Origin of the sequence: Methanosarcina barkeri str. Wiesmoor, from assembly GCF_000969985.1 — an archaeon.
GTDB classification, from domain to species: Archaea; Halobacteriota; Methanosarcinia; order Methanosarcinales; family Methanosarcinaceae; genus Methanosarcina; species Methanosarcina barkeri_B.
In genome coordinates this window covers 3,428,423-3,452,846 of the sequence record NZ_CP009526.1, presented here as the reverse complement: position 1 = coordinate 3,452,846, position 24,424 = coordinate 3,428,423, and the positions used below count along the sequence as shown (strand labels likewise).

At 41.1% G+C, this 24,424-nt stretch carries 17 protein-coding genes and 1 tRNA gene; 13 read left to right on the top strand and 5 right to left on the bottom strand.

Features of this window, described 5'->3' with window-relative positions; genetic code table 11:
- Positions 1 to 178: 178 nt before the first annotated feature.
- Positions 179 to 1,840, bottom strand: coding sequence for a dihydroxy-acid dehydratase (ilvD, locus tag MSBRW_RS14315; RefSeq protein WP_011307046.1), 1,662 nt, complete (start codon positions 1,838 to 1,840; stop codon positions 179 to 181).
- Positions 1,841 to 3,250: 1,410 nt separating this feature from the next.
- On the opposite strand from ilvD, the gene MSBRW_RS14310 reads away from it, so the two are divergent.
- Both MSBRW_RS14310 and MSBRW_RS14305 read left to right on the top strand, forming a co-directional pair.
- Positions 3,251 to 5,035, top strand: coding sequence for a PAS domain-containing protein (locus MSBRW_RS14310; RefSeq protein ID WP_011307047.1), 1,785 nt, complete (start codon positions 3,251 to 3,253; stop codon positions 5,033 to 5,035).
- Between the two features lie 212 nt (positions 5,036 to 5,247).
- A complete protein-coding gene (locus MSBRW_RS14305) occupies positions 5,248 to 5,718 on the top strand; it encodes a flavodoxin domain-containing protein (RefSeq protein ID WP_011307048.1) in 471 nt (156 codons plus the stop codon).
- Between the two features lie 415 nt (positions 5,719 to 6,133).
- Here MSBRW_RS14305 and mtrH read toward each other — a convergent pair whose 3' ends face one another.
- The 3 genes from mtrH to mtxX all read right to left on the bottom strand — a co-directional run bounded on the left by mtrH (position 6,134) and on the right by mtxX (position 8,628).
- On the bottom strand, positions 6,134 to 7,066 hold the full coding sequence (gene mtrH, locus MSBRW_RS14300) for a tetrahydromethanopterin S-methyltransferase subunit H (protein WP_011307049.1): 933 nt from the start codon (positions 7,064 to 7,066) through the stop codon (positions 6,134 to 6,136).
- A gap of 114 nt (positions 7,067 to 7,180) precedes the next feature.
- Entirely contained in the window at positions 7,181 to 7,774 is a 594-nt protein-coding gene (locus tag MSBRW_RS14295) for a tetrahydromethanopterin S-methyltransferase subunit A (RefSeq protein WP_011307050.1), read from the bottom strand.
- Positions 7,771 to 8,628 carry a methanogenesis marker protein Mmp4/MtxX gene (gene mtxX, locus MSBRW_RS14290; protein ID WP_011307051.1) on the bottom strand — a complete coding sequence of 286 codons (858 nt, stop codon included), beginning with the start codon at positions 8,626 to 8,628 and terminating at the stop codon, positions 7,771 to 7,773. Before mtxX ends, MSBRW_RS14295 begins: the two co-directional genes overlap by 4 nt.
- Before the next feature lie 578 nt (positions 8,629 to 9,206).
- On the opposite strand from mtxX, the gene MSBRW_RS14285 reads away from it, so the two are divergent.
- The 10 genes from MSBRW_RS14285 to MSBRW_RS14235 all read left to right on the top strand — a co-directional run bounded on the left by MSBRW_RS14285 (position 9,207) and on the right by MSBRW_RS14235 (position 22,049).
- Positions 9,207 to 11,135, top strand: coding sequence for a replication factor C large subunit (locus tag MSBRW_RS14285; protein ID WP_011307052.1), 1,929 nt, complete (start codon positions 9,207 to 9,209; stop codon positions 11,133 to 11,135).
- Between the two features lie 1,489 nt (positions 11,136 to 12,624).
- A tRNA-Val gene (locus MSBRW_RS14280) sits at positions 12,625 to 12,698 on the top strand.
- A 976-nt stretch (positions 12,699 to 13,674) separates the two neighbouring features.
- The gene (locus tag MSBRW_RS23580; RefSeq protein ID WP_230669774.1) at positions 13,675 to 14,028 is read left to right on the top strand and encodes a winged helix-turn-helix domain-containing protein; all 354 of its coding nucleotides are present in this window, start codon (positions 13,675 to 13,677) and stop codon (positions 14,026 to 14,028) included.
- A gap of 272 nt (positions 14,029 to 14,300) precedes the next feature.
- The gene (locus MSBRW_RS14265; protein ID WP_011307054.1) at positions 14,301 to 14,951 is read left to right on the top strand and encodes a flavodoxin family protein; all 651 of its coding nucleotides are present in this window, start codon (positions 14,301 to 14,303) and stop codon (positions 14,949 to 14,951) included.
- Positions 14,952 to 15,029: 78 nt separating this feature from the next.
- Positions 15,030 to 17,321 carry a CDC48 family AAA ATPase gene (locus MSBRW_RS14260; protein ID WP_011307055.1) on the top strand — a complete coding sequence of 764 codons (2,292 nt, stop codon included), beginning with the start codon at positions 15,030 to 15,032 and terminating at the stop codon, positions 17,319 to 17,321.
- A gap of 361 nt (positions 17,322 to 17,682) precedes the next feature.
- Complete coding sequence (locus MSBRW_RS14255) at positions 17,683 to 18,243, top strand: CBS domain-containing protein (protein WP_011307056.1); 561 nt, start codon at positions 17,683 to 17,685, stop codon at positions 18,241 to 18,243.
- A 456-nt stretch (positions 18,244 to 18,699) separates the two neighbouring features.
- Positions 18,700 to 19,851: a pyridoxal-phosphate-dependent aminotransferase family protein gene (locus MSBRW_RS14250; RefSeq protein WP_011307057.1), complete on the top strand. Its 1,152-nt coding sequence runs from the start codon at positions 18,700 to 18,702 to the stop codon at positions 19,849 to 19,851.
- Positions 19,852 to 19,952: 101 nt separating this feature from the next.
- The gene (gene ribC, locus MSBRW_RS14245; RefSeq protein WP_011307058.1) at positions 19,953 to 20,417 is read left to right on the top strand and encodes a riboflavin synthase; all 465 of its coding nucleotides are present in this window, start codon (positions 19,953 to 19,955) and stop codon (positions 20,415 to 20,417) included.
- Positions 20,418 to 20,455: 38 nt separating this feature from the next.
- Positions 20,456 to 20,860: a 6,7-dimethyl-8-ribityllumazine synthase gene (gene ribH / locus MSBRW_RS14240; RefSeq protein ID WP_011307059.1), complete on the top strand. Its 405-nt coding sequence runs from the start codon at positions 20,456 to 20,458 to the stop codon at positions 20,858 to 20,860.
- 46 nt (positions 20,861 to 20,906) lie between these two features.
- Positions 20,907 to 22,049 carry a pyridoxal phosphate-dependent aminotransferase gene (locus tag MSBRW_RS14235; protein WP_011307060.1) on the top strand — a complete coding sequence of 381 codons (1,143 nt, stop codon included), beginning with the start codon at positions 20,907 to 20,909 and terminating at the stop codon, positions 22,047 to 22,049.
- A gap of 89 nt (positions 22,050 to 22,138) precedes the next feature.
- Here MSBRW_RS14235 and MSBRW_RS14230 read toward each other — a convergent pair whose 3' ends face one another.
- Positions 22,139 to 22,582 carry an FAD synthase family protein gene (locus MSBRW_RS14230; protein WP_048102783.1) on the bottom strand — a complete coding sequence of 148 codons (444 nt, stop codon included), beginning with the start codon at positions 22,580 to 22,582 and terminating at the stop codon, positions 22,139 to 22,141.
- Between the two features lie 338 nt (positions 22,583 to 22,920).
- Here MSBRW_RS14230 and MSBRW_RS14225 point away from each other — a divergent pair, with 338 nt between their 5' ends.
- Positions 22,921 to 24,423: an L-aspartate semialdehyde sulfurtransferase gene (locus MSBRW_RS14225; RefSeq protein ID WP_011307062.1), complete on the top strand. Its 1,503-nt coding sequence runs from the start codon at positions 22,921 to 22,923 to the stop codon at positions 24,421 to 24,423.
- Position 24,424: the final 1 nt, after the last annotated feature.

Sequence of the window (24,424 nt, the reverse complement as noted above, 5' to 3'; positions counted from 1 at the left end):
TTAGCCGAAATGAAGATATTCATAAATTCCTTCACAAATTCTCCAGAGTTTCAAGAACATAACGAACTTATAGAACTTCGAGTTCTTCAAGAACAGTGAATTTAAAGCCTGGAGAAAATTAAAAAAGAGGAAGGACGAAACCCTCCGAAGATAAAGTTATTAAATAACCATAGAAAGCTCAGTCCACTATTCCGCCTGTATTTGCAGAGTGAACGGAACGCTGGTACCTTGCAAGGTAGCCTGTAACTTCCTTTTTTGGAGGTACGAATGCCGCCTTTCTTTGCTCAAGCTCTTCTTCTGAGACTTTAAGGTTCAGAACTCTTTCAGGAATATTAATCTCTATCATATCCCCATCTTTTACCAGGGCAATTGGCCCTCCTTCGCTTGCTTCGGGAGAGATATGTCCTATACATGGCCCACGTGTGCCTCCTGAAAAGCGTCCGTCAGTTACCAGAGCAACTGACTCCAGCAGGCCCATACCTCCTATTGCGGCTGTAGCCGCAAGCATTTCCCTCATTCCAGGCCCTCCTTTCGGGCCTTCGTAGCGGATAACTACAATATCTCCAGGTTTTACATTGCCTGCAAGGATATTTTCCATAGCATCTTCTTCACAGTCATAAACTTTGGCAGGGCCTGTATGAACGCGCATTTTAGGGTCAACAGCTGCCTGTTTTACGACCGAACCGTTAGGGGCAAGGTTGCCTTTAAGGACTGCAATTCCTCCTTCGGCATGTATAGGCTTTTCAAGAGTTGCAATTATCTCTTTATTGAGCTTCGGGTTAATAATCTCAAACTCGTTCAAGTTTTCCCCGATAGTCTTGCCATTTACTGTAAGCTGATCCAGGTGAAGTTTGGAGGAAAGCCTCTGCATGACTGCCTGAACCCCGCCTGCCCTGTCAAAGTGTAGCATAAAATTAGGGCCGCCAGGGCGAAGCGATATCAGGTGAGGGGTTTCTCTGCTCAATTCATCAAATTTTTCAAGAGGAAGATTCAGCCCGAATTCGTGGGCAAGGGCAGGAAGGTGCAGAGTGGTATTTGTGCTCCCTCCGACTGCCATGTCTACCATTATGGCGTTTTCAAAAGACTTAAAAGTGACAATCTTTCTGGGAGTCAGGTTCTCTTTTACCATTTCGACGATACGCTCACCGGATTCCTTGGCAATGCGGGCCTTTTTTGCATCCACTGCGTGAGCAGTTGCACAGCCTGGAAGGCTCAGACCAAGTGCTTCGGTTACACAGGCCATAGTGTTTGCGGTAAACATCCCTGCACAGGATCCGGCTCCTCCACAGGAAAGATTTTCAAGCCTTTTAAGATCACGTTCTGAGAGTTTGCCTGTGCTGTAAGCACCCACTCCTTCGAAAACCGAGATCAGGTCTGTATATTTGTCATCGACATAACCAGGAAGCATAGGCCCTCCGGTTACGACAATTGCAGGGATATCAAGTCTGCCTGCTGCCATCAGGTGACCCGGCACGATCTTGTCACATGTGGGAATAAGGACAATCCCATCAAACTGATGGGCTTTAACCATAAGTTCTATCGTGTCCTCAATAACTTCTCTGCTGGGAAGGGAATATTTCATACCTTCATGTCCCATTGCAATTCCATCGCAGACTCCTATAGTATGGAATTCAAAAGGAACTCCTCCGGCGTTCCTGATTCCGGCTTTTACAGCCTCAGCAAGTTTATTCAGGTGAATATGGCCAGGAATTATATCGTTCCAGGAATTAACGACTGCGATGAATGGTTTCCTCATCTCGGAATCTGTGACTCCTGTCGCTTTCAGAAGTGAACGGTTGGGAGCACGTTCAGGTCCCTCTTTGATGATATCGCTTCTCATTATAAATCTCCTTAAAGTTTCATGATAAAAACTAAGTATAATGTATAGATAGGAAAAAACTTCATAGTATAAACAGGTTGGGGAGAAAAGAGTTGTAAAATAGAAAGAAGAATGTACTGAAAACTTGGGGGCATAATCACAAAGGGGCTGGATGATAAGATAATTAATGAAATTAACTGTAATTCTGCTGGAATATAAATCTGGCCTTGAAAATCTAAGTGAAGAATTTTATGGAAAAAAACTCTATTTTAATAATATATATCATAATTGGATAATAGTCTATGTTTGAACCGTAAAAGTTTCTAATGTTTTCACAAAAAGGCAAGATTATATAATAACATCCAAATATTTATATAATTAATCAGATTTTTGTATCAATTGCATAGTGAACGGGCCTGCTCTGGACCACATCTACAAGATCACACCCGAAAAACAAGATGCAAAAATTAACCATGAGAGGCTTATGTCCGTTCACAGTTTTTTCTTTTTTTCATTTGAGTACTTATTTAATGACTCTTAGCAGGTGTAATTTCGGAATCTTCGACCTCTCCAAATGCAATTTTGAAATAGCCGATTTCTCCAAAACCAGGATCGCAATATAATAAGTATAAAGAAACTGAAGTAGGATCTCCCTCATACCCTACTGCAGATCTTTAATGGAGGTTTTATGTTGTTTCAGACTTTTTGCCATTTTTGAGGGTTTTTGCCATTTTTCTTTATTGTACTCCAGATTTATCGGTTTACTCAATCACTGTATCGTCCTTTAGAAATCCACTTTAGCTTCACGCTTGCCGATAAAAGTCTCTTTTTGAGATCTTTTATTTTACATGTCGGATTAGTAATGGGGTTCATGGCAGACATCCAGATTTTGAGACTATATCTATGGTGGTATAATAATGGAAATATAACACCAAAGTTTCTCTAGCTGCAGACTTACTTCCACAAATCAGGAGTACGGATTCTTATTACCGTTATTCTACTATATATATTTTTCGATTATAGGGATAAAACAGAATTCGACATATAAAGCTAGGTATGGGGGAGCTAAAAAAACTGATTAATTTATAGTTATCGCTTTTAGCATTAATAATTATAAAAAACTAGCATACTGTAACTAAAAAATTGATATTTGATGGGAATGTAATTATATAAACGAAATACAGATAAAAAGCAAGAACGCAGAACGTAAGAACACAGAAAAAAAGAACGCAGAAAGCAAGGACACAGAAATTAAGAACATATAAAGTAAAAACACATAAAGTAAGTACACATAAAGTAAAAACACATAAAGTAAGTACACATAAAGTAAGTACACATAAAGTAAGTACACATAAAGCAAGAACATATAAAGTAAGTACACAGAAGAACAGGAATGGGATATTAAAGAATTTTGTGAAGGTGATTGTATAGATGGATGAGGTGTCGGAGGATTATGAAACTTTAAATGCGAACTTCCAGACCGCAGGTAGTAAAAACGACATAGGAGGAGAAGCTCTTCACGCAGCCCTGGAAAAAGAAGAAACTCTGAGAATGATGATCAATAATAGTCATGTAGTGCTTTTTCTCTGGAAGAATAAAGATAACTGGCCTGTGGAGTTTGTCTCCGAAAATGTGGGGAAATTTGGATACTCGGTAGAAGATTTCACTTCTGGCAGGACGCGATATAAAGATTTAATATATTTCGATGACCTCAAAGAGGTCGAAGAGGAGTTTAAGAAAAAAGTAAAAAGTGGGGTTTCTGCTTTCAGCTTGGAATACAGGATTATAACAAAAGCAGGAGATATCCGATGGATAAACGAAAGGACCTTTATCCAGAGAAATACAAGCGGAGAGGCGACACACTTCCAGGGAGTAGTGCTCGATATCACCAGGCGGAAAAAAGGTGAAGAAGAACTGGAAGAAACTATTAAGATGCAGAAAGTGTTGATTACAGCAGTTAATAATAGTCCTGCAGTGGTCTTTCTCTGGAAAAATGAGAAGTACTGGCCTGCAATTTTTGTATCAGATAATGTTGTACAGTTTGGATACACGGTTGATGACTTTCTATCACAGAAAATTCAGTACGGAAGAATCATACACTCTGATGACCTGAAAAGAGTGGGAGAGGAGCTTGACAGGAGCATTCAGAACGGGGAGGTAAGCTTCAACTCTGAGTACAGAATTTTTACAAAAGCCGGAGATATGTTGTGGGTAAACGAGAGAACATTCATCCAGAGGGATATAGAAGGGAAAGTAACCTGCTTTCAGGGAATAGTACTGGATATAACCCATAGAAAGAAAACTGAAAAAGCCCTGAGAAAATCACTAAAAACGCAGGAAATGCTGAAAAGTATAATTAACAAAAGTCCGGCAGTAGCTTTTCTAAGGAAAAATATAGAAAACTTGCCTGCAAATTTAGAAAACTGGCCTGTAGATTATATTTCTGAAAACGTAATGCAGTTTGGGTACTCAGTAGAAGACTTTCTCTCCGGAAGAGTACTTTATGGGGACATAATCCATAGAGAAGATATTCATACTGTTGTCGAAAGTCTGGCACGCTCAGTAAGAGAAGGATACGATTCCTTCGAGATGGAATATAGAATTATTACAGGAAACGGCAGTATACGCTGGGTCGAAGACCGAACGTTTATCCAGCGAAACAGTACAGGCAAGGTCACTCATTTTCAGGGAATAATCATCGATGTCACTGGGAAAAAAGAGGCTGAGAAAATGCTCGAAATCCAGAGAGAGCTGGGAGTAGCCCTCAGTACTACCTGGAATCTTCAGACCATGCTTAACCAGATCCTTAATGCCTGTCTGAAAATAGAAGAGATAGATGCCGCAGGAATATACTTGAAAGACGAACTCCTGGATCAGATTAATCTGGTTGCACATCGTGGACTCTCTCCCGAATTCGTGGCAAGTATTTCGATATATAGAGCAGATTCCCCTGAAGCTCGGCAGATCTGGACTGAAAAGCCGGTTTACAGGATGGATTTTTTTGCAGATGAAATGGCAGATTTAATTAAAAATGAAAAAATTACTTCAGTAGCCGTGCTTCCTATGAAGCACAGAGGAGAAATTATAGGCAGCCTTAATTTTGCTTCTCATACTACAGACAGGATTCCACAGAACGTACGTAATTTTCTTGAAAGTGTAGCCCTCCAGGTAGTGAACTATATAGCTCCTCTTCGTATTGCGGCAGACCTTGGATAACATTTTTCCTTTTTATATATGTGAAGCCAACCTGACCCTGGACGAAATCCTTATTTAAATTAATTTTTATAACTAATGCAGGATTGAAAAGTGAGGAGATTTCAGGTCTTGCCTTGTTTTTTGGTTTTTAGGAAATATGCAAACCTGTTTTGATCACTTTTTGTCCATTACTGGCGTTTAATGTACGATCTTACACAGAATGGGGGATAAGATTGAAAGCGATAGTAGTCTATCTCAGTACCTCGGGGAATACGAAAGCTATGGCAGAAGCAATAGCTAGTGGAATTGAGTCGAAACATGTGGATGCAAAAGCTATTAGCTTTTATGACGTAAAACTTGAGGATCTTAACGAAGCAGATGCAATTGCAGTCGGTTCATCGACTTTTTACTACAGGATGCTTCAGCCCATGGAAAAATTCATGGATGAAATTCTAGCTTCCACAAACCCAAAAGGAAAATTAGGGGCTGCTTTCGGGTCTTACGGATGGAGTGGAGAAGCACCTATACTGATAGCCGAAAAAATGCGAGACATGGGAATGACTGTCATAGATCCCGTACTCAGGATACTACACAAGCCCACAGACAAGGACCTGCAGGAATGCAAAAGGCTTGGAGTCGACATTGCCGAAAAGCTAAAGCATAGAAGCAGTAAAACTCCACAACAACCGAGAGCACCGAGTTAACTTCAGTTTTGAAAGCATACGACCTTAATATCTAAACCTATTCCAAGTCCGGTAACCATGAAAAAACCGTACTGAAAGCTAACTTGAGCTGAAAGCTAACTTGAGATGTAGCAACCACCGAAGATGTGGGAAACACCCAAAGAATCTGCTCCTGTTTTTTTTCAGCATTTTCAGTGGTATTAATTTACTTCACTTTCGAAACTTGGGAAAATCAGTCTCTGAGCAAGTTGAAAATCAGTTACTCTAGCCCATAATTCAGCCCTCTTGAGCGCAACCGTTGTGCCGGTTGGTCACGCCGGGTAGGGTTTGGGGATAAGGACCTCAAATTCAAATGTTGCTGGGATTTTCGGTCAAGCCTTTTGAAAAAAGGCTTGCGCTCGAGCAGTTTTTTCAAAGGGGTTGCAGGACTCGAAAATTATACAAGCAAGTTTAAAGGATGCCGGGAAGCAGGCTCTATGCCGAGGTCAGCTACAGCCTCAGAAATCATTATATCGCTCATGGCAGCCATAGGAAATATGTATGGGGCATACTCGATGGGTCCATAGAGAATGAAATCTCCGGCTGCTGCCTGCTGCAAGCAAGTTGAACCTACATCACAGATTTTGTAAAGAACAGGGTCTTTCTCTTTCTTCTTATTCAGCCAGTTCCAGGCTGAGGGTGCGTTGTGGATTCCCGAGCCGGTGGGGTGTCCCCATTTTGCTTTTGCGGTAATCGTCATCTTTAGGGCTACACCTGCTCCGTTTCCCATAGGAGTAATGCTTGGGTCTATAAGCTTGTTAACTATCCCGCATCTGTCTGCAATTGAAAGTAATCCCTCTTCCAGAAGGCCTGCCCCGTTTTCCAGCATTTCCATCCTTCCCTGCAGGGATGAGTCCATTGCATTGAAGCCAAGGATAATCGAGCTGTCAATATCGGATAGGGCAAGAGCTTCAATTTCAGAAGCATTTATGCTCATGTTTATGGAGTTATAGATTGCTTTGTCTGCAAGTCCGATTTCGCTAACATATTCTGCGGCATGGGAACGCACGGTTCCTTCGGGGGAGTCGATAAGAAAAGGAGCTTCTGAAATTTCGGCCACAAAGTCAATGTAACGGGTAATGCTTTCAGGGGTAGTACCGAAAATGTGGATTATATACGGGTTTCCTGTTTCTTCCGCACTTGATTCCTGCAGATTTATAAGTTTTTCGGCAGCATCCCGGTCAAACAGGCCTCTTGCAACGTCTTTTACGATTTCATGCTTATCATAAAAGATAGTCCCTGCAAGCACGGTCGGAAGCTCTCCTGGCTGTCCACCTATCTTCACTCCTGCGATGTTAACGATTTCCTGTTCTTTCTGAAACTTAAACATTTTTTACACCCTCAAAATCTACAGGCTAGTATTTTGTTTCAAACCGCGGTAATTTATACTCGAATAATGTACACTCGAATAATGTGCACTCGAAGTAGATCTCTTAATTGGAAATTAAAAATCATTTGTCGTGCAGACGACTCCTGCAGCTGAGTCCATGACAAATTCTTCGGAAACTATTATATCACCTGAATGAGGAATCGTGAAAGTAGATTGTCTTTTCTTCTGGGAAATAGCTACAAGAGGTTCCTCCGGGTAAACTTCCCCTTGGTCCTTATATTCTCTCACAATTTTCATTATTTCCTCGAGGTTTGTCAGTCCTATCCTGTCAAGAAGCACTACCTGTTGCTGAAAGCGTTTTACTGCCTCTCTTGATATGTTTTCTATGAAAGGGATAGCCCCCTCAGAACCAACAATTCTTCCCTTTTCGTCAATCCCGTTTGCATGAATTGCGAGCAGGGAATGACCTGCCAGGTGTCCTCTGGATTCCTTTCCGCAGATAAGGATGTACCTTATATTGGAATTTGAGATGGTATTTATGATTATTTTTTCGACTCCCAGATTTTCGGTTTTTGAGCTACCCCAGAGGGCCGCTTCAGGTAAGGAATTTATCTGGCTCGCAAGAGTTACCACTGCAATCCGGGATTCCGGATTTCCTACCGTGTAGTCGCCTTTTACTATCGGCCATGCCTCTGCAATCTTTTTCAATAAATCACCTTTTGCCTTTCCTTATTAAGGTGAGACAGTGCACTTGCAAGCATTATGGCTTTCGTAAAATGTCCACCTACCCTTGATGTATCCACAAAAACATAATCATCCATGAGCACTGAAGCTCCAAGCCCGTCACCCCCACCCAGGAAAGCAATTGTCCTGAAAATGAGGTTTCCCGAAATTCCATCAGGGGCTACAATAAAGTTCGATTCTTTTATGGCATCTTCAATAAGAATCGTGTAATGTTTGGCATTGATCCCGAGTTCAACAGCCCGCCTTGTCACGAATTCTCCGTCTGCAAGAGTCCTGTCCACACGTTTATTCCTTCCGATGTCTCCAATTCTGCCCCCCGACAGCACGCCGACCCTGGGCTCTATCCCGAATCTCCTTATATGTTCGGCGCCAAGCTTGATCATCCTGAGTTTATCTGAAATAGTGTTTCCTTCGTCGATCCCTACAGGGGCGAGAAAGAAAGGTGTTCCATCAACCGTGAGGAGCAGGGCAAGCCGGCAGATTCTTTTCTTTCCTAGAGCTTCTTTGAGTTGGGCTAGGGCTCCAGATGCCTTTGCAGTGCCTCTTATCGCTGCATCGACTTTTCTTGAAATCATAAGTTCTGCAAGAGTCTTCTCAGGCTCATCTGTGTCCACTACCTCGAGTTCTGTACCGACCTTATCAATTTCCTTCTTAATCCCCACCAGGACGACCTGTGCATATCCCAGTTCCTGGGCTTTCCAAGCACTCTCGAGCATTTTGGAATTCGGGTCCCTTATTCCCATAGCTACTCTGGCCCGGTTAGCCCTGGCTCTCATTTCGATAGCCTCAAGGAGGGCATCCATGCTATTCTTTTCCATATCCATCCTAACTGTTGTGTAAGATTTTAAGTAGTTCAAAGAAGTACAAACACGATCATTAATTAATTTTGTCCCCCGAGTTCCGTCACCCGAGTCCCGTCTCGAGAGGACGGTGCCCTTTTCGTTCACTTCGTTTTCTCAAGAGGGCTGAATTATGGGCTAGAGTAATTAACCGTCTCGGGAGGATGATGCCCTTTTTACTCACTTCGTTCGCTCAAGAGGGCTGAATTATGGGTAAGAATAGATATATTTTCAACTTACTCAAGAATATAGTCGGATTGAGTTTTTTCTGACTCTTGATTGATTAGAATATGCTAGTGGGCTAAAATTAAGGAAGATATCTGAAGCCGGGATGAAAGGGGATATGAATATGGGTTTTCTGCCCAAATTTGTTCTGGCGATTGAAGGTATTGTTTTTATGAGAACAAAAAGACTTTAACACATATCGAAGTGTAAATTTAGCGTTGTCATTTAAAAATCGATAGCAGAAGCTTGTAATATCAAAAGCTTTTGAATAATTAAAAGATTAAAATGTATAGAGTTAAGAATGAGTTCCTTTTTTATTGGTATGGTTTAAGATGACGTTGGCAATTGAATGGGCTGAGAAATACCGCCCACAGACCCTGAAAGAGATTGTAGGGAACAAGAAGGCGGTGCAGTATTTGCGGACCTGGGCTGAGAAGTGGCTTTCAGGCATTCCAGATAGAAGGGCAGTGGTCCTTCATGGGCCTGCAGGAGTAGGGAAGACTTCTACTGCCCACGCTCTTGCCCGCGATCTGGATTGGGAAGTCATCGAACTCAATGCAAGTGACCAGAGGACTGCAGGTGTTATTGAAAGAGTTGCGGGGTCGGCAGCTTCAATGAATACCTTTTTTGGAGGAAAACGCCTGATTATCCTGGACGAAGCGGATAATATTCACGGGACTGCAGACAGGGGCGGAATGCGGGCTATTGCAGGAATTATAAAGAACACTCTTCAACCCATAGTGCTAATTGCAAATGATATTTATGGGTTGACTCCTACTATCCGGAACCTCTGTCTGGAAATAAAGTTCGGCTCAGTGCAGAGCCGTTCTATGGTCCCTGCTTTGAAGAAGGTCTGCGAGAGCGAGGATATTTTATGCAGCCCGGATGCAATCCAGCAAATTGCTGAAGGGGCTGGAGGGGATCTCAGAAGTGCAATTAACGACCTTCAGGCTGCAGCTACCGGGAGGAAAACGCTGGAAGTTGAGGATCTCAGCACTTCAGGCCGAGATGTAAAGGAAAACATCTTCAAGGCAATGCAGAGAATCTTTAAGAGCACGGACTGTAAAAAGGCTCTGGAAGCAGCTCGCGGTCTTGATGAGAGCCCTGAAGACCTTGTACACTGGATCGACGAAAACCTGCCTTTCCAGTATGCATCTAAGGATGGAAATCTTGAGGATATAAAAACTGGCTTTGGTTATCTCTCAAAGGCCGATCTCTACCTTGGGCGCGTAAAAAAACGCCAGAACTATAGGATGTGGAGGTATGCTAGCATGTTGATGGTCTGTGGAACTTCGGTCTCAAAGACACGGCCCTATCCCGGATTTATCAAGTACCAGCCTCCTTCTCTCTGGAAAAAAATGGGGCAGATACGTTCTAAACGAGACCTCAGGGATAATATAGCTTCTAAAGTTGGAGAACACAACTTCGAGTCTATGCGTTATTCAAGAAATAACCTGCTGGAGCTTTACTCTCGCATGTTAAAGAATGAAGAATCTGCGATCGAAATTACTGCAGGCCTCGGGCTTGAACTTGAAGAGCTGATATATCTCTCGGGGAGCACAAAAGCCAGTAAAAAGCTGCAGAAAATCTACGAAAGGGCGCAGGAACTTCTCCTTGAAGGAAATGAAGAATCTGATGGAGCTGAGTTTTTCAGGACTCCTGCTCCCCCAGGCAATAGTAAAGAGGATCTTTCTGTTTTCTCAGTTAATAATTCTGTGGAAAAAGATGGGAAACATTCTGAGAGGCTCGAAGTTCCCAACTCCAGGACTTCTCAGGGTGGGCAGAAGACTCTTAACTTTGGTTTTGATATTCCACCTGAAATTTCTCCAGAAACTAAGAATTCGGAAAATAATACTTCTGATACCATTAAACCTGGTAACCTTGCACCTGATATCCTTGCACCTGTTACCTTAACACCTGATAGTTTTACTTCTGACACTCTTATACCGGAGCAGGATCAGGCCGAGATTGATGATATTGGGATCAAATCTGATAGCCTTACATCCATTTCACTTGAACACGATAGTCTCAAGGTTAAGAATTCTTCATCCTTGCCTGGGCCCGTTGAGAAGGAAGCTTTTTCTGACTCTGAACCGATAGAAAATAGCATCTCTCCCGAACTTTCCAGATCCGTGAAATCTGTAAACCGTGAGCCTGCTATCAAAAAAGTTTCAGATAATTCTGAAAAATCTGAGGTCAAAGTCAGCGAAACTCCCAAAAAAGTCGAGTCGAAAACACAAAAAACGCTTTTCGACTTCTAATTTTCTAACCTTGTTTATTTTCTTAATTTCCTTTAGTTTTCTTTACCTTTTGTTAAATGCACATGAAATAAGAGACTAACTGACTTTTTCTAACTACTGAACATTCACCATATTAATTTTTCAGAGTATGTAAAATAGATAAGAAGGAATTAAGGTGCAAAACTAGTGTTTTGAAAATTTAGTTATTGGTGAGCCTATCCTGAAACTCAAAATTTGATTTGTGAACCTTGTATTTAGAACAGTCAGTTGAATACCTAATAACTAAAATGATCCTGAAAACTCAGGATGATTTAGAATAAAATAGGTTTTGGGATAGACTCGGTCACATGTTTACTCTGAATCGCTATCTGTTGATAAGAAGCTATCAAAAAATTATGCCAAATAATTAAATTGCCATGGCACTAGGTGAGTTAATTAAAATTGACAGAAAAGCTTTCTGAACGGAAGGATATAGTTAAAACAAATTGAGAAAAGTTTGTGAGCGGGCTGGAGAGTTTGGGGAATAGTTGGGGGAAATAGTTGGGGGATATTGTTTTGGGGTTATACTATGGAAAAGAGACCCGCTCACTCGACATGACTATTTATTCATCTTATAAATAGCTTTTCATTTCTATGTACTCTAATATATAATTCATAATTCATATTAAAAAGTTTTTCTTTTAGCTAGAAATTCTACTTTTGGATTAAAAGTCTATAATAATCATCGGGTGGGGTTAAAATGCCTGAACCTATGTAAATTCCCTTCTCTTAATCGTTTTCATTTTTAATAATTTAAATGCTTGCTTCAGATTAAATCGTCTTCTAAATGAGTCTCCGTTGCCATTTTCATGGCCAGATATCTTTGTCTATTTTCCAACACTGTTTTCCTTTCCTCATAATTTAGAGTTTTTGAATTGTTTCCCTAAATATATATTTCTATTTTGATGAGAATAAGATGAGCGGGTTGGGGAGTTTGAATTGGGGTGTTTAGTGTTGGGGTTATCATATAAAATAGTGACCCGCTCATAAATTACTTCATGCTTATCTCATATAAATATATTTTGCTTAGCTTTTTTACCTATTCAAAATTCTCTCAGACTGGCATATAAATAAAACAAGTTCAATTTTTTAAATCAAAATATTCTTAATTTTATTCTACGTGTGCATATGTATATTTTGATTTAAAAATTAAATATGAGGTTAATCTTCTATGCTAAATATCTCATTTGAGATAGTAAAACTTTAGTTTAAAAATAACCTATCTGTTATTTTTACTAATATATTATCTATTATAATAAGATTTCTTTATTTAGTTCAATAGATATATTATATGGCGTAATACTAGTCTGATTTAGTGCAACGGGAGTTTTATTCGGTAAACAAGATTCTTATTTAGTGAAGTAACTAACTTTCAGATAGGTCCTGAGTTTTTCTCCTAACAAAAGAGATATATATAACTAGTGACATTTTGGTCTTGCTCTTAGAGCGACTCTGAAAATATCGGCAAACTGGGCTCGTGGTCTAGTCGGTTATGACATCGCCTTTACACGGCGGGGATCCTGAGTTCGAATCTCAGCGGGCCCACTCTTTTTATTATCTTTATTTTCCCTTCGATTTTTTATAGATTTTTATTTTCTAATCTTTCAGCTCTTGTTTCAATTTTAGATTTTGCTTCTTGTTGTGTAACTTTAAATTCACATTTAAGCTCTTTTTCAAAGGAAATTACATACAAAAGTTTACTGTTATATTCTTTTTTGAAAATATGAGCAGTTTTTCCTGAAATGCTCTCTCTCGATTGTGAAAGTCTTACTGAAATATATGATATCTCTGGTTTTGGCCTAAGTTTTGTGAGCTTTAATTCTCACCAAATATATTTGTAATATCCTCATTGCCTTCAGTTTGATCACTGCAGTCAAGTGAAACAACTATAATAACCAAGGTAAAAACTTCATAGAAACCTGGGACCAATTAAAAGGGACCAATTAAAAGGGATCAATTAAAAGATTTCATGCAACTTCTTTGTAGCTGGAAGTTTCATTACATTGTCAGATGTTTCATTTCCATAATAATTTAAAAAATATTGACTGCTGTATTAAGAAGTAGAATAATTTCCACTCAGGTTCTGTCCCAGAATAGCCTTGACTTTACATAGCCCGTCTAATTAATTTTTGTATAATATATTATCATACCAACCAAAGTATTTTCTAGGCCACTCCGTTGGGTTATTGTTTGCATCCAATTGAATGTTGAAACTTTCTAATATATTCACCGATCACAGATTTTCCAATAAATAAGGAATTTATTTTGGAATCGAAGCACAAGTCGCTTCAGTATCTTGAAGAGTATGAATGCATTTTTTTATGCAACTTCTCAGTTTTGTTTTCTACGATTTTAGTGTCTAGTATGTACTCTTTATTAACTTTAATTTTATTTGAAAAGACTAACTGAAATCTGTTTCCGATTTTTTTCTGGCAATTTCCCTTTTTCTTTAGCCGTAAAAGAGAACTTGTCCGTTTAAATCTTTTTTCTTTATAACTTGACATTATATATAGTACTGAAATTGTTATATAGAAAGGAGAACGATAAAGATTTAGAATCTTTGTTACCTACAAAAAGATATGCTTTAATATTTTTAAGGCGTAACTACTTACAAAGATTATTTGTAAACTACCGTGGGGGAGTCAGTATTAAGAGAAGGAGCAGGACTGATATCGCAGTAGATATTTTAAGAGTAGCAATGAACGGGGCCAAGAAAACTCATATTGTATATGAGGTAAATTTGAACTTTAATATCGCTCAGAAATACCTTGAAATGTTGAAAGAAAAAGAGCTTATCAAACATGAAAATGGGCTTTTTATCACTACTGACAAAGGAAAAGTCTTTCAGGAAATGGCTAAGGAACTCAAGCTCTAAGCGATTTTTATCTTTTTACTTTCTATTAAATTTTCCCATCTTTTTCTTATTTTCAATTTTTCAGTTTCACTATCCTGAAATGTTTCACTATCCTAAAATTATGCTTGAAATCAACTTTTTCCGTGTCCATCCTTTTTCTTGAGTTACTCTCATGTAAAACTCAGCTCAAAGATCAGGTGAGGATAAAGCGCTTGTTGAGTAATTCAGAAATAACATTTCTAAATTATCATGCGCCCCCGTATAAATAAAAGCAGTTTGGAAACATATATACTATGGTGATTAAGGCACTTTTTTTAAACTGCACTCTAAAAAAATCGCCTCGGATATCAAATACTCGCGCTCTTGTTGACAAGGCAGTAGCTATCTTCGATAAACTTGGTGTTGAAAGTGAAGTGATAAGGGTTGTGGATCATAATGTGGCTTTTGGGATTTCCTCAGATGAAGGAGGAGGAGATGAATGGCCCTTGATCCTTGAAAAAATAAAAGCCTGTAATATTCTTGTTATAGCAACTCCCATCTGGTTTGGAGTTCTCTCATCGGTGGCAAAGATGGTAATTGAGAGGCTGGATGGAACTTATACGGAAGGGGATCCCGAAACTGGTCAGTATCCTCTTTATGGGAAGGCTGCAGGAGTCATAGTTACCGGAAATGAGGATGGGGCACACGATGTCTGTTCAACTATACTCTTTAACCTTATTCATCTGGGCTGCACTGTCCCTCCAAATGCAGATTGTTATTGGGTTGGTGATGCAGGGCCGGGTCCAAGTTACATAGAAGCTGGAGGAGATAGACATCTCTATACAAATCGGACAGCCAGATATATGGTACATAATCTGGCATATTTTGCAAAGCTGCTCAAAGAAAACCCTATCCCTACCAATTTAAAGAAACTTGATGAGGAGGCAAAAAAGGTAAGCGACTGATGATGCTGACCTATCTAAGAGCTGCTGATCTTTTCACAAAGTCCTGAACACTTTTATTGCTGGAAATGGGGGTATTATTTGACTGATAGCAAGACAACGATAAAATTGAAAGTTGCAGAAGCCGATCAACGGGATGTTGGGAAAGGCATTGTCCGGATAGGTGAAAGTTTCCGGGAAAAACTGGGTCTTGAGCCTTTCGATGTTATAGAAATCAAAGGGGGGAAATCGACTTCAGCCCTTATAGGGCGCCCATACCCGAGTGATTCAGGACTTGAGATTATACGTATGGATGGGTTTATCCGTACTAATGCAAAAACCAGTATCGGGGAATATGTAGCTATTTGTAAAGCCGACTGGAAGGAGGCAAAAAGCGTAATATTTGCGCCTGTAGCCAGAGGTATGCAGATCTATGCTCCAAGCGAAACTCTTAAAGCCGTATTCATGAACCGTACGGTTTCAAAAGGGGATTTTATTTCCACTACAAGTTTAAGGAAATCGAGGGAAAGTGAGACTTTTGGCAAAGGAGTTATGTTCGAAGATTTCTTCCAGGACTTTTTCGGCCAGGGCTTCGAGCCATCTTTCGGACTTGGAGAAATAAAATTGCAGGTAGTTTCTACCTCTCCGTCGGGGATAGTGAAGATTACAGACTTAACGCAGGTTGAGCTTTTGTCTGAAGCAACTGAAGTAATCCCTGAACAGAATATTCCTACTGTTATGTATGAAGATCTGGGTGGGCTAAAAGAAGCCATTGGGAAAGTCAGGGAAATGATAGAGTTGCCTTTGAATCACCCTGAACTTTTTGACAGGCTAGGGATCGATGCTCCGAAAGGGGTACTGCTCCACGGTCCGCCCGGAACGGGAAAGACGCTGCTTGCAAAAGCAGTCGCCAACGAATCCGACGCCTACTTTATTTCTATCAATGGCCCTGAGATTATGTCCAAATATTACGGCGAATCCGAAAGGGCAATAAGGGAAATTTTCGAGGACGCAGAAAAGAATGCTCCTGCAATTATCTTCCTGGATGAGATCGATTCCATTGCCCCTAAAAGGGCTGAGGTGACCGGAGAAGTCGAAAGAAGAGTAGTTGCTCAACTTCTCTCCCTTATGGACGGGCTTAAGGCTCGCAAGAATGTAATCGTTATAGGGTCAACCAACCGTCCCGAAGCCCTGGATGTAGCACTCCGCCGCCCAGGCAGGTTTGACCGAGAAATTGAACTTAGAGTCCCGGATACTGATGGAAGGCTAGAAATTTTCCAGATCCATACCAGGGGAATGCCTCTTGCCGAAAACGTAAACCTCATGGATTTTGCTCAAATAACATACGGATTTGTGGGAGCTGATATTGCTGCCCTATGCAGGGAGGCAGCTATGAGTGCCCTGCGGAGGGTTTTACCTAAAATCAATCTTAATGAACCTGAAATTCCAGCTGAAATTCTGGATTCCCTCCAGGTAATAAGAGAAGATTTTGAAAATGCTCTCAAAGATGTCCAGCCTTCAGCAATAAGGGAAATCCTGATCGAAGTGCCAACTGTCGGTTGGGACGACGTAGGCGGTCTGGAAGAAGTAAAAAGGCTCCTGAAGGAGGTAGTAGAATGGCCTCTCAAGAATCCGGAATCTTATAGAGATATTGGGGTTGAGGCTCCTAAAGGGGTCCTTCTGTATGGCCCTCCGGGTACGGGAAAGACTCTGCTTGCAAAGGCAATAGCTCATGAATCGGATGCTAATTTTATTACAGCCAAGGGGAGTGATTTGCTTTCCAAATGGTACGGGGAATCAGAAAAAAGGATAGCTGAGGTCTTTACACGGGCAAGGCAGGTAGCTCCTTCAATTATTTTTCTGGACGAACTTGACTCGCTTGCGCCCATTCGCGGGGCTTCTATAAGTGAGCCTCAGGTTACGGCAAGAATCCTTAATCAGCTTCTCTCCGAAATGGACGGGCTTGAAGAGCTCAGGGCTGTAGTAGTAATTGGTGCAACCAATCGCCCGGACGTTATCGATCCTGCACTTATCCGGCCCGGACGTTTTGATGAACTGATTCTCGTTCCGATCCCTGATGAAGGAGCTCGCAGGGAGATCTTCAAAGTCCACACCGAAAAAATGGAACTTGCAGAGGATATTGATATCGAAAAGCTCGTTTCTATAACCGATCAGTACACAGGTGCAGACATTGCAGCTGTATGTAAAAAGGCAGGAAGGCTTGCTCTGCGTGAGGATATTCACGCAAAAAATGTTAAGCAGAGACACTTCCTTAAAGCAATAACAGAAACTGGGCCTTCAGTAACTCCGGATACAATGAAATACTACGAGGCTATAAAAGGCGAACTCAGGACAAGGAAATCTAAGGAAATCGAGAATCCTTCCTATATTTGAGCAAAAACGCTAAAAACACAGGTTTGCCTTATTTCCATTTTCCTGTTGATTTAGTAACTCCTTTTCCTGTTAATTTATTACCTTTTTATTTCCTGCTCACATGTTGTTTTTTACTTACTTATTCTTCTTACAACTTTACAACTTTTTATAATTTTAGCGTTTTTTTACAACTTAATAAATTTATTAATACGATATTTATATCTGATCTTTAAACCAAGTATTTTTTAATTTCTCTTTTTTACCCAGTTATGTATAGAATTTTCCGAGAATAGTTTTCTGAATTTAATATCACCTTTTTTTTAACTTCACAAATTATGTTAACCAATGATATTAAATATAATAATTACTATCGGTAATATACATGCAGCTTCCAACACCCGAAGATCTTAAAAAAAGAAGAAATGAACTCGGGCTTACCCAGAGCGATCTGGCTAAAAGGGCAGGAGTAAGTCAGCCCCTTATAGCTCGTATAGAATCGGGAGACGTAGATCCCAGGCTTTCGACTGTCAGGAAAATCCTTGACGCTTTTGAGGAAGTTGAAAAGGAACAGCAGATTATTATAATAGATCTGATGCATTCCCCTGTAATTCATGTTTCACCAGGCGATTCTGTGGAAGAAGTAGTAAACTTGATGCAGAAGTATGGTTTTTCACAGGTTCCTGTGCTTGATAGGGGCATTCCTGTTGGAAGTGTTTCCGAAGACATGATAGTGAAATTGATGGCCGAAAGTAAGAAAAAATCAATTTCCCATTTGAAAATTTCTGAGATAATGGGAGAGGCCTTCCCAACAGTGTCTCCAGGTATTTCTATCTCAGTCGTATCGCACATGCTGGAAGGAAATCCGGCCGTACTGGTAGTAGAAAAAGGAGCAGTTATCGGCGTCGTGACGAAACATGATGTAATGACGCTTCTCCAGGGCTAATTAGCAAAATCCGTTTTCTTTATAGAGCGCTATATCCGGGATCAGGGTTTGAAAAGCACATCAATTATATACTAGAATCCAATTAAACCTGATCTCTAAAGCGGACTAATGCTTAACCATGCAAAGTAACTTAATCGATAAGTCCTGTGACAAACTCCTGGAATAATATACTACAGGGCCTTTTAAGTATACCATATCACAATGATATTACTCTGAATTATTTCAGATTTGCAGTATTTTAATACTGTGGGTGTGATACAAACCTCTGAAACAGATAAAAATGGAAGTATTTAAACCACTTTGTAAATAAAATGTATAATTATACTAAATCAAAAAATAAATTGGATTAGATTAAAATATAAAATCGGATTATATCAAAAAATAAAATTGGATAATATCAAAAAATAAATTGGATTATATATTGAATTAAATTTTTAAAAATGTGGAGTATAATATATGGATCTGGAAGATACCCTCCTCATGATGCCTGGTCCCGTAACTGTTACACCCAGAGTCCTTAGAGCTATGTCAAAACCGATGATCAATCACCGAAGTGCGGAATTTGCTGGAATCTATACCGATTGCAGGGAAATCCTTTCCAGCGTTTTCCAGACAAAAAATGATATTTTCGTTCTCAGTGGTTCGGGAACGGCAGGAATGGAAGCTGCTATCGGTTCTTCGGTTGGAAGCGGAGACAAAGTTATTGCCATAGAAAACGGAAAGTTTGGAGAGCGGTTTAAGGACATTGCAGCTATCTATGGGGATGTTGTCCCAGTTGTATTCGAATGGGGTCATCCGGTTGACCTTGAGGTTGTCAAGGAAAAACTCGAAGAAGGGGCAAAAGCAGTCACTCTTGTACACAACGAAACTTCAGCAGGCATTCTCAACCCGGCAGCAGAAATTGGCAAACTTGCTAAAAAGCATGATGCCCTCTTTATTATGGACGGTGTGACCTCCCTCGGAGGAGATGATGTAAAGGTTGATGAGTGGGGAGTTGACATTGCAGTTGTAGGCTCACAGAAGTGTCTTGCAGCTCCTCCTGGACTTTCAGTCGTTTCTGTAAGTGAAAAGGCTTTTGAGGTTATGAAGGATGTAACTAAAAGACCTTACTATAACGACCTACTTGCATATAAAAAGAGTGGGGACAAGCCCAAAGCAGAAACACCTTACACTCCTGCAATTCCTCTCTTCTACGCGCTTCAGGAGGCTCTGCACATCGTAAAAGAGGAGGGAATGGAGGCAAGGATTAAGAGGCACAGAGTCCTTTCTGAAGCTATAAGAGCAGCAGTTGCCGAACTGAACATTGAGATGTTCCCTCAGCTTAACGAATACAGCCATTACTCTAACACTGTCTCTGCTATGAAGGCTCCCGCAGATGTTAATGGTGAAAATATAAAAAGTGATATGAAGGCAAGAGGCGTAATTATTGCAGGTGGGCAGGAACGTCTTAAAAATAAGATTTTCAGGATCGGTTGCATGGGTAATGTGACCGGAAGGGATGTGCTTTCAACCATCCAGCAGCTGGAGATCGTGTTGAATAAGCGTGGTTACATTGATCGCCTGGGAGCAGGTGTAGAAGCCGCAACCAGGGTCCTTGACAGAGCCTGAAAAGGATAAAGTTATAGACTTAGAGACAGGTAGAACATATCTACAAGATCTTTTCAGGAAAGCCCTGATAAGATTTTAACCTAATTTCCGATCGGATTTACATGCCCACAATAGGAATTGCAGATACCGCATTCGCACGTTATAATATGGGGCGTGCGGCAATTGATGAGATACAAAAAAATGTATCTGTAAAAATCAAAAGAGTTACTGTGCCAGGGATAAAGGACCTTCCGGTCGCAGCCAAAAAACTTATTGAAGAAGAAGGGTGCGATATCGTTATGGCTCTTGGAATGCCTGGAGCTAAGGAACAGGACAAAATCTGTGCTCATGAAGCTTCTCAGGGCCTTATTATGGCCCAGCTCATGACCAATACCCATATTATCGAGGTCTTTGTCCATGAAAACGAAGGAAAGGACGAGAAGGAACTTGCTTTCCTTATGGACAGAAGGACCCGAGAGCACGCTTTAAACGTAATCAAACTGCTCTTCAAGCCTGAAAAGTTAATTCGAGAAGCCGGTACCGGCCAAAGGCAAGGCTTTGAAGACGCAGGCCCATTAAGAACATGAATCAATTTATGTAAAAACAAGACTGGAGACCTTATCAGATGACTATCAGCCTAGGATTTGTTGTAGCTGAATTTAACAGGGATCTGACCTATCAGATGGAACTGCTTGGAAGAGAACACGCGGAGTTCCTGGGGGCAACAGTTAAAGAGACTATTCTTGTCCCAGGGGTATTTGACATGCCGCTTGCGATCAAGAAGCTTTGTCAGAGGGATGACATCGATGCCGTAGTTACTATAGGATCTGTAATTGAAGGCGACACTGACCATGACCAGGTGGTTATGCAGCACGCTGCAAGGAAAATCATGGATCTTTCTCTTGAGTTCAATAAGCCTGTAACTCTCGGTATTCCTGGCCCAGGTATGACTCGCATGGCGGCTCATGAACGTGTGGACTATGCAAAAAGGGCCGTTGAAGCTGCAGTAAAGCTGGTGCGGCGGCTGTGAATGTTATAATAACTAAATTAGCAAATGTAATACCAGGACCATTCCTATGTCATCCGCAAGGCTCAAGCGTGTAGAAGAATCCGCAACGATAAAGATCTCCAATATTGCGACCAGAATGATTAAAGAGGGTACAGACGTAATCAATTTCAGCCTTGGTGAACCTGATTTCAATACCCCTAAGAATATCTGCGATGCTGCGGCAAAGGCTATGTATGAGGGAAAAACCCACTATGCTCCTTCTGGAGGTATTCCTGAACTAAGGGCAGCCATTGCCGAAAAATTGAGGACGGAAAACAACCTCGATGTAACCGAGTCAGGTGTACTTGTCACCCCTGGAGCGAAACAGGGAATTTTTGAGGTAATGATGAGCGTCCTCGATGATGGGGACCAGGCTCTCCTGTTTAACCCTGCATGGGTAACTTATGATGCATGCATACGTTTTGCGGGAGCGGAAACAGTCTGGGTTCCGACAGTCCCTGAAAAAGGTTTCATTCCTGACAATTTTGAAGAGTACATCACTGATAAAACCAAGCTCATTGTTGTAAATAGTCCGGGAAATCCTACAGGTGGGGTCTTTGGAAAAAAGACTTTGCAATGTATCGCGGATCTTGCAATTGACCATGACCTTATAGTGGTTTCAGATGAGATTTATGAAAAAATTATCTATGACAGGGAACATATCAGCATTGGCAGCCTCGATGGAATGCAGGAAAGAACTATCACCGTAAATGGTTTTTCCAAGGCATATGCCATGACAGGCTGGAGACTTGGCTACCTGACTGCTCCTCCTGAAATTCTCAAACTTCTACTTAAAATTCAGTCTCATTCGGTAAGCAGTGCGACTACGTTTGTTCAGTACGGTGGACTTGAAGCCCTTCAGGGCCCTCAGGACAGTGTTAAAGCAATGGTTGACCGTTTCAAGGTACGCCGTGATGTCCTTATCGACGGTCTGAACAAGATGGGGTTTGAATGTAAAAAGCCTGATGGAGCTTTCTATGCTTTTGCTAATGTCAGCGAGTATGGAAACGGGACTCAGGTTGCAGAACGTCTCCTGAAAGAAGCTCAGGTGGCAGTTACTCCTGGAATTGCTTTTGGTTCATCTGGCGAGGATTTCGTAAGGATTTCCTATGCAACATCGATTGACCGAATCAGGGAAGCTCTTGAAAGACTTGAAAAGGTATTTTCCTAAATTAAATTCAGTCAATTATTTTTCTGAAAAAAAAAGTATGAGTAAAGAATAACAGGCATCAATCAAATCGGGAAACGGTAGGGGCAAATTTACCCATACCGTTTAAGTACTTCTTTTATGATTGCACCTGTACTACAAAGTGGGCATTCTTTTGAAAGTGGAATCCTTACCACATTTGCAGGAAGCCCTCTTTTAGCAAGTTCTTCTTCCAGATTTTCGGCGTTAAAACGCTGGTCGTAACCCAGGGCAATTATATCCGGTCTGATATGCTTCAGGGGTTCAAACATATCTTTTTCGCTGCCTAAAAGCGCTTTATCTACTATCCCGAGCGCATTTACCATCTCCAGCCGCTGCTCTTCGGACACAATTGGTTTTGGCTTATGAGTCACATTTGAGTCTCTAGCAACAATAACGAAAAGCTCATCCCCCAGAGCTCGGGCCTGGGTCAGAAAATAAATATGTCCGGGATGTAGAAGGTCAAAAGTCCCGGTAGCAAGTATACGTGTCAACAGATCACCTGGCCTCGGGTATATCTTCTTAGCATAAGAAACTTACTGAAATTAACCTCCTGGAGTGTGGGAAGAGCTCTTGATTATTTAAAATGTTTCCACATGAACTGTTATATCTATTTATAGTTTGACTCTACGGTATGAGAATTTTCAAATTATCGTAAGTAATATATATAGCCCATAATTATGAATATTATTTGTCGAATTAAGGGCATAAACCTGAAAACCTGAAAATAAATCAAATTCAGGCACAGCTTTTCGCGTCTTCAGGCAGGGCTTTTACCTTTAACATTATCATAAATAATATATAAGTACAATAAATATTACTATTCATATAAATTTGCAAAAAGAGGAGACCCCCAATGGTTAAAAAATCAGTTCATGAGATTAATAGAAAAATTGAAGATGGAAGCGTCAATGTAGTGACAGCCGAGGAAATGGTCACAATTGTTGAGGAGCTTGGCGCTGAAGGGGCTGCAAAAGAAGTAGATGTAGTTACTACAGGCACATTCGGAGCTATGTGTTCATCCGGTTTGATGCTTAACCTGGGGCATTCCGAGCCTCCCATAAAAATCCAGAAGATCTGGTTTAACAATGTAGAAGCATACAGCGGGCTGGCAGCCGTAGATGCTTACCTGGGAGCTGCCCAGATTTCAGATACACGGGGAATTCAGTATGGTGGAGCTCATGTTATTGAAGATCTTCTCAGGGGTAAAGAGATCGATGTTCACGCTACTTCGTATGGGACGGATTGTTATCCAAGGAAAGTACTTGATACGATAATTTCTCTTGAAGACCTTAATGAAGCCATTCTTCTTAACCCAAGGAACGCCTACCAAAAATATGCAGCAGCAACTAACAGTTCTAAAAGGACTCTGCATACTTATATGGGTGAGCTTCTGCCCAATCTCGGAAATGTAACCTATTCGGGGGCAGGAGTACTCTCTCCTCTCTCAAATGACCCAAACTATGAAACTATAGGCATGGGAACAAGGATTTTCATGGGAGGAACCCAGGGCTATGTTATAGGGAACGGAACTCAGCATTCTCCTTCTTCCGGTTTTGGAACTCTCATGCTTAAAGGTAACCTGAAAGAGATGAACCCTGACTATTTGAGAGCTGCTTCCTTTACCGGATACGGAGCTACTCTTTACATGGGAGTTGGAATTCCCATCCCTATTCTCAACGAAAAACTTGCTGCCGCTACTGCGGTTCGTGATGAGGATATTGTAACCACCATCGAGGACTATGCTGTGGGAAGCAGGGACAAGCCGGTTATCAGAGAGGTAAGTTATGCTGAACTCAGGTCAGGCTCGGTGCAGATTGATGGAAAAGACGTGCCCACTTCCTCCCTTTCCAGTTTCAAGAACGCAAGAAAAATTGCAAATGAGTTAAAGGCATGGGTTAAGCATGGAAAATTCTTTGTCAGCATGCCCGTGGAAAGATTGTGTGCTGAAGGGTCTGCCAAACCCATGAAAGAGACTCAGGTCGTACCTCTCGTAAAAGATGTGATGTCCAGTTTTGTTGTGACCATCAAAAGAGATCAAACTGTCCAGGATGCTGCAAAAAAAATCTGGGCGAACTCTTTCAACCATCTGACTGTGATTTCTGATTCTGGGGAACTTGTTGGGATCCTGACTGCCTGGGACATCTCAAAGGCTGTTGCAGAGAATTGTTTTGATTCGGTGGAGAGCGTTATGACGAAAAAGGTGCTGACCTGCGCTCCGAATGAGCCTGTAGATCTTGCAGCCAGGCGGCTGGATCGATACGGGGTATCTGCAATGCCGGTGATCGATGCTCAGAGGCAGGTTCTCGGAATAATAACAAGCGACAATATCAGCAAACTTCTTGCAAGGAGGTACTGAA

What these genes read in the sequence shown, in the direction of transcription:
- ilvD (WP_011307046.1), bottom strand. Translation starts at nt 1,840, where the DNA reads ATGAGAAGCGATATCATCAAAGAGGGACCTGAACGTGCTCCCAACCGT.
- MSBRW_RS14310 (WP_011307047.1), top strand. Translation starts at nt 3,251, where the DNA reads ATGGATGAGGTGTCGGAGGATTATGAAACTTTAAATGCGAACTTCCAG.
- mtrH (WP_011307049.1), bottom strand. Translation starts at nt 7,066, where the DNA reads ATGTTTAAGTTTCAGAAAGAACAGGAAATCGTTAACATCGCAGGAGTG.
- mtxX (WP_011307051.1), bottom strand. Translation starts at nt 8,628, where the DNA reads ATGGAAAAGAATAGCATGGATGCCCTCCTTGAGGCTATCGAAATGAGA.
- MSBRW_RS14285 (WP_011307052.1), top strand. Translation starts at nt 9,207, where the DNA reads ATGACGTTGGCAATTGAATGGGCTGAGAAATACCGCCCACAGACCCTG.
- MSBRW_RS14265 (WP_011307054.1), top strand. Translation starts at nt 14,301, where the DNA reads ATGGTGATTAAGGCACTTTTTTTAAACTGCACTCTAAAAAAATCGCCT.
- MSBRW_RS14255 (WP_011307056.1), top strand. Translation starts at nt 17,683, where the DNA reads ATGCAGCTTCCAACACCCGAAGATCTTAAAAAAAGAAGAAATGAACTC.
- MSBRW_RS14250 (WP_011307057.1), top strand. Translation starts at nt 18,700, where the DNA reads ATGGATCTGGAAGATACCCTCCTCATGATGCCTGGTCCCGTAACTGTT.
- ribC (WP_011307058.1), top strand. Translation starts at nt 19,953, where the DNA reads ATGCCCACAATAGGAATTGCAGATACCGCATTCGCACGTTATAATATG.
- ribH (WP_011307059.1), top strand. Translation starts at nt 20,456, where the DNA reads ATGACTATCAGCCTAGGATTTGTTGTAGCTGAATTTAACAGGGATCTG.
- MSBRW_RS14235 (WP_011307060.1), top strand. Translation starts at nt 20,907, where the DNA reads ATGTCATCCGCAAGGCTCAAGCGTGTAGAAGAATCCGCAACGATAAAG.
- MSBRW_RS14225 (WP_011307062.1), top strand. Translation starts at nt 22,921, where the DNA reads ATGGTTAAAAAATCAGTTCATGAGATTAATAGAAAAATTGAAGATGGA.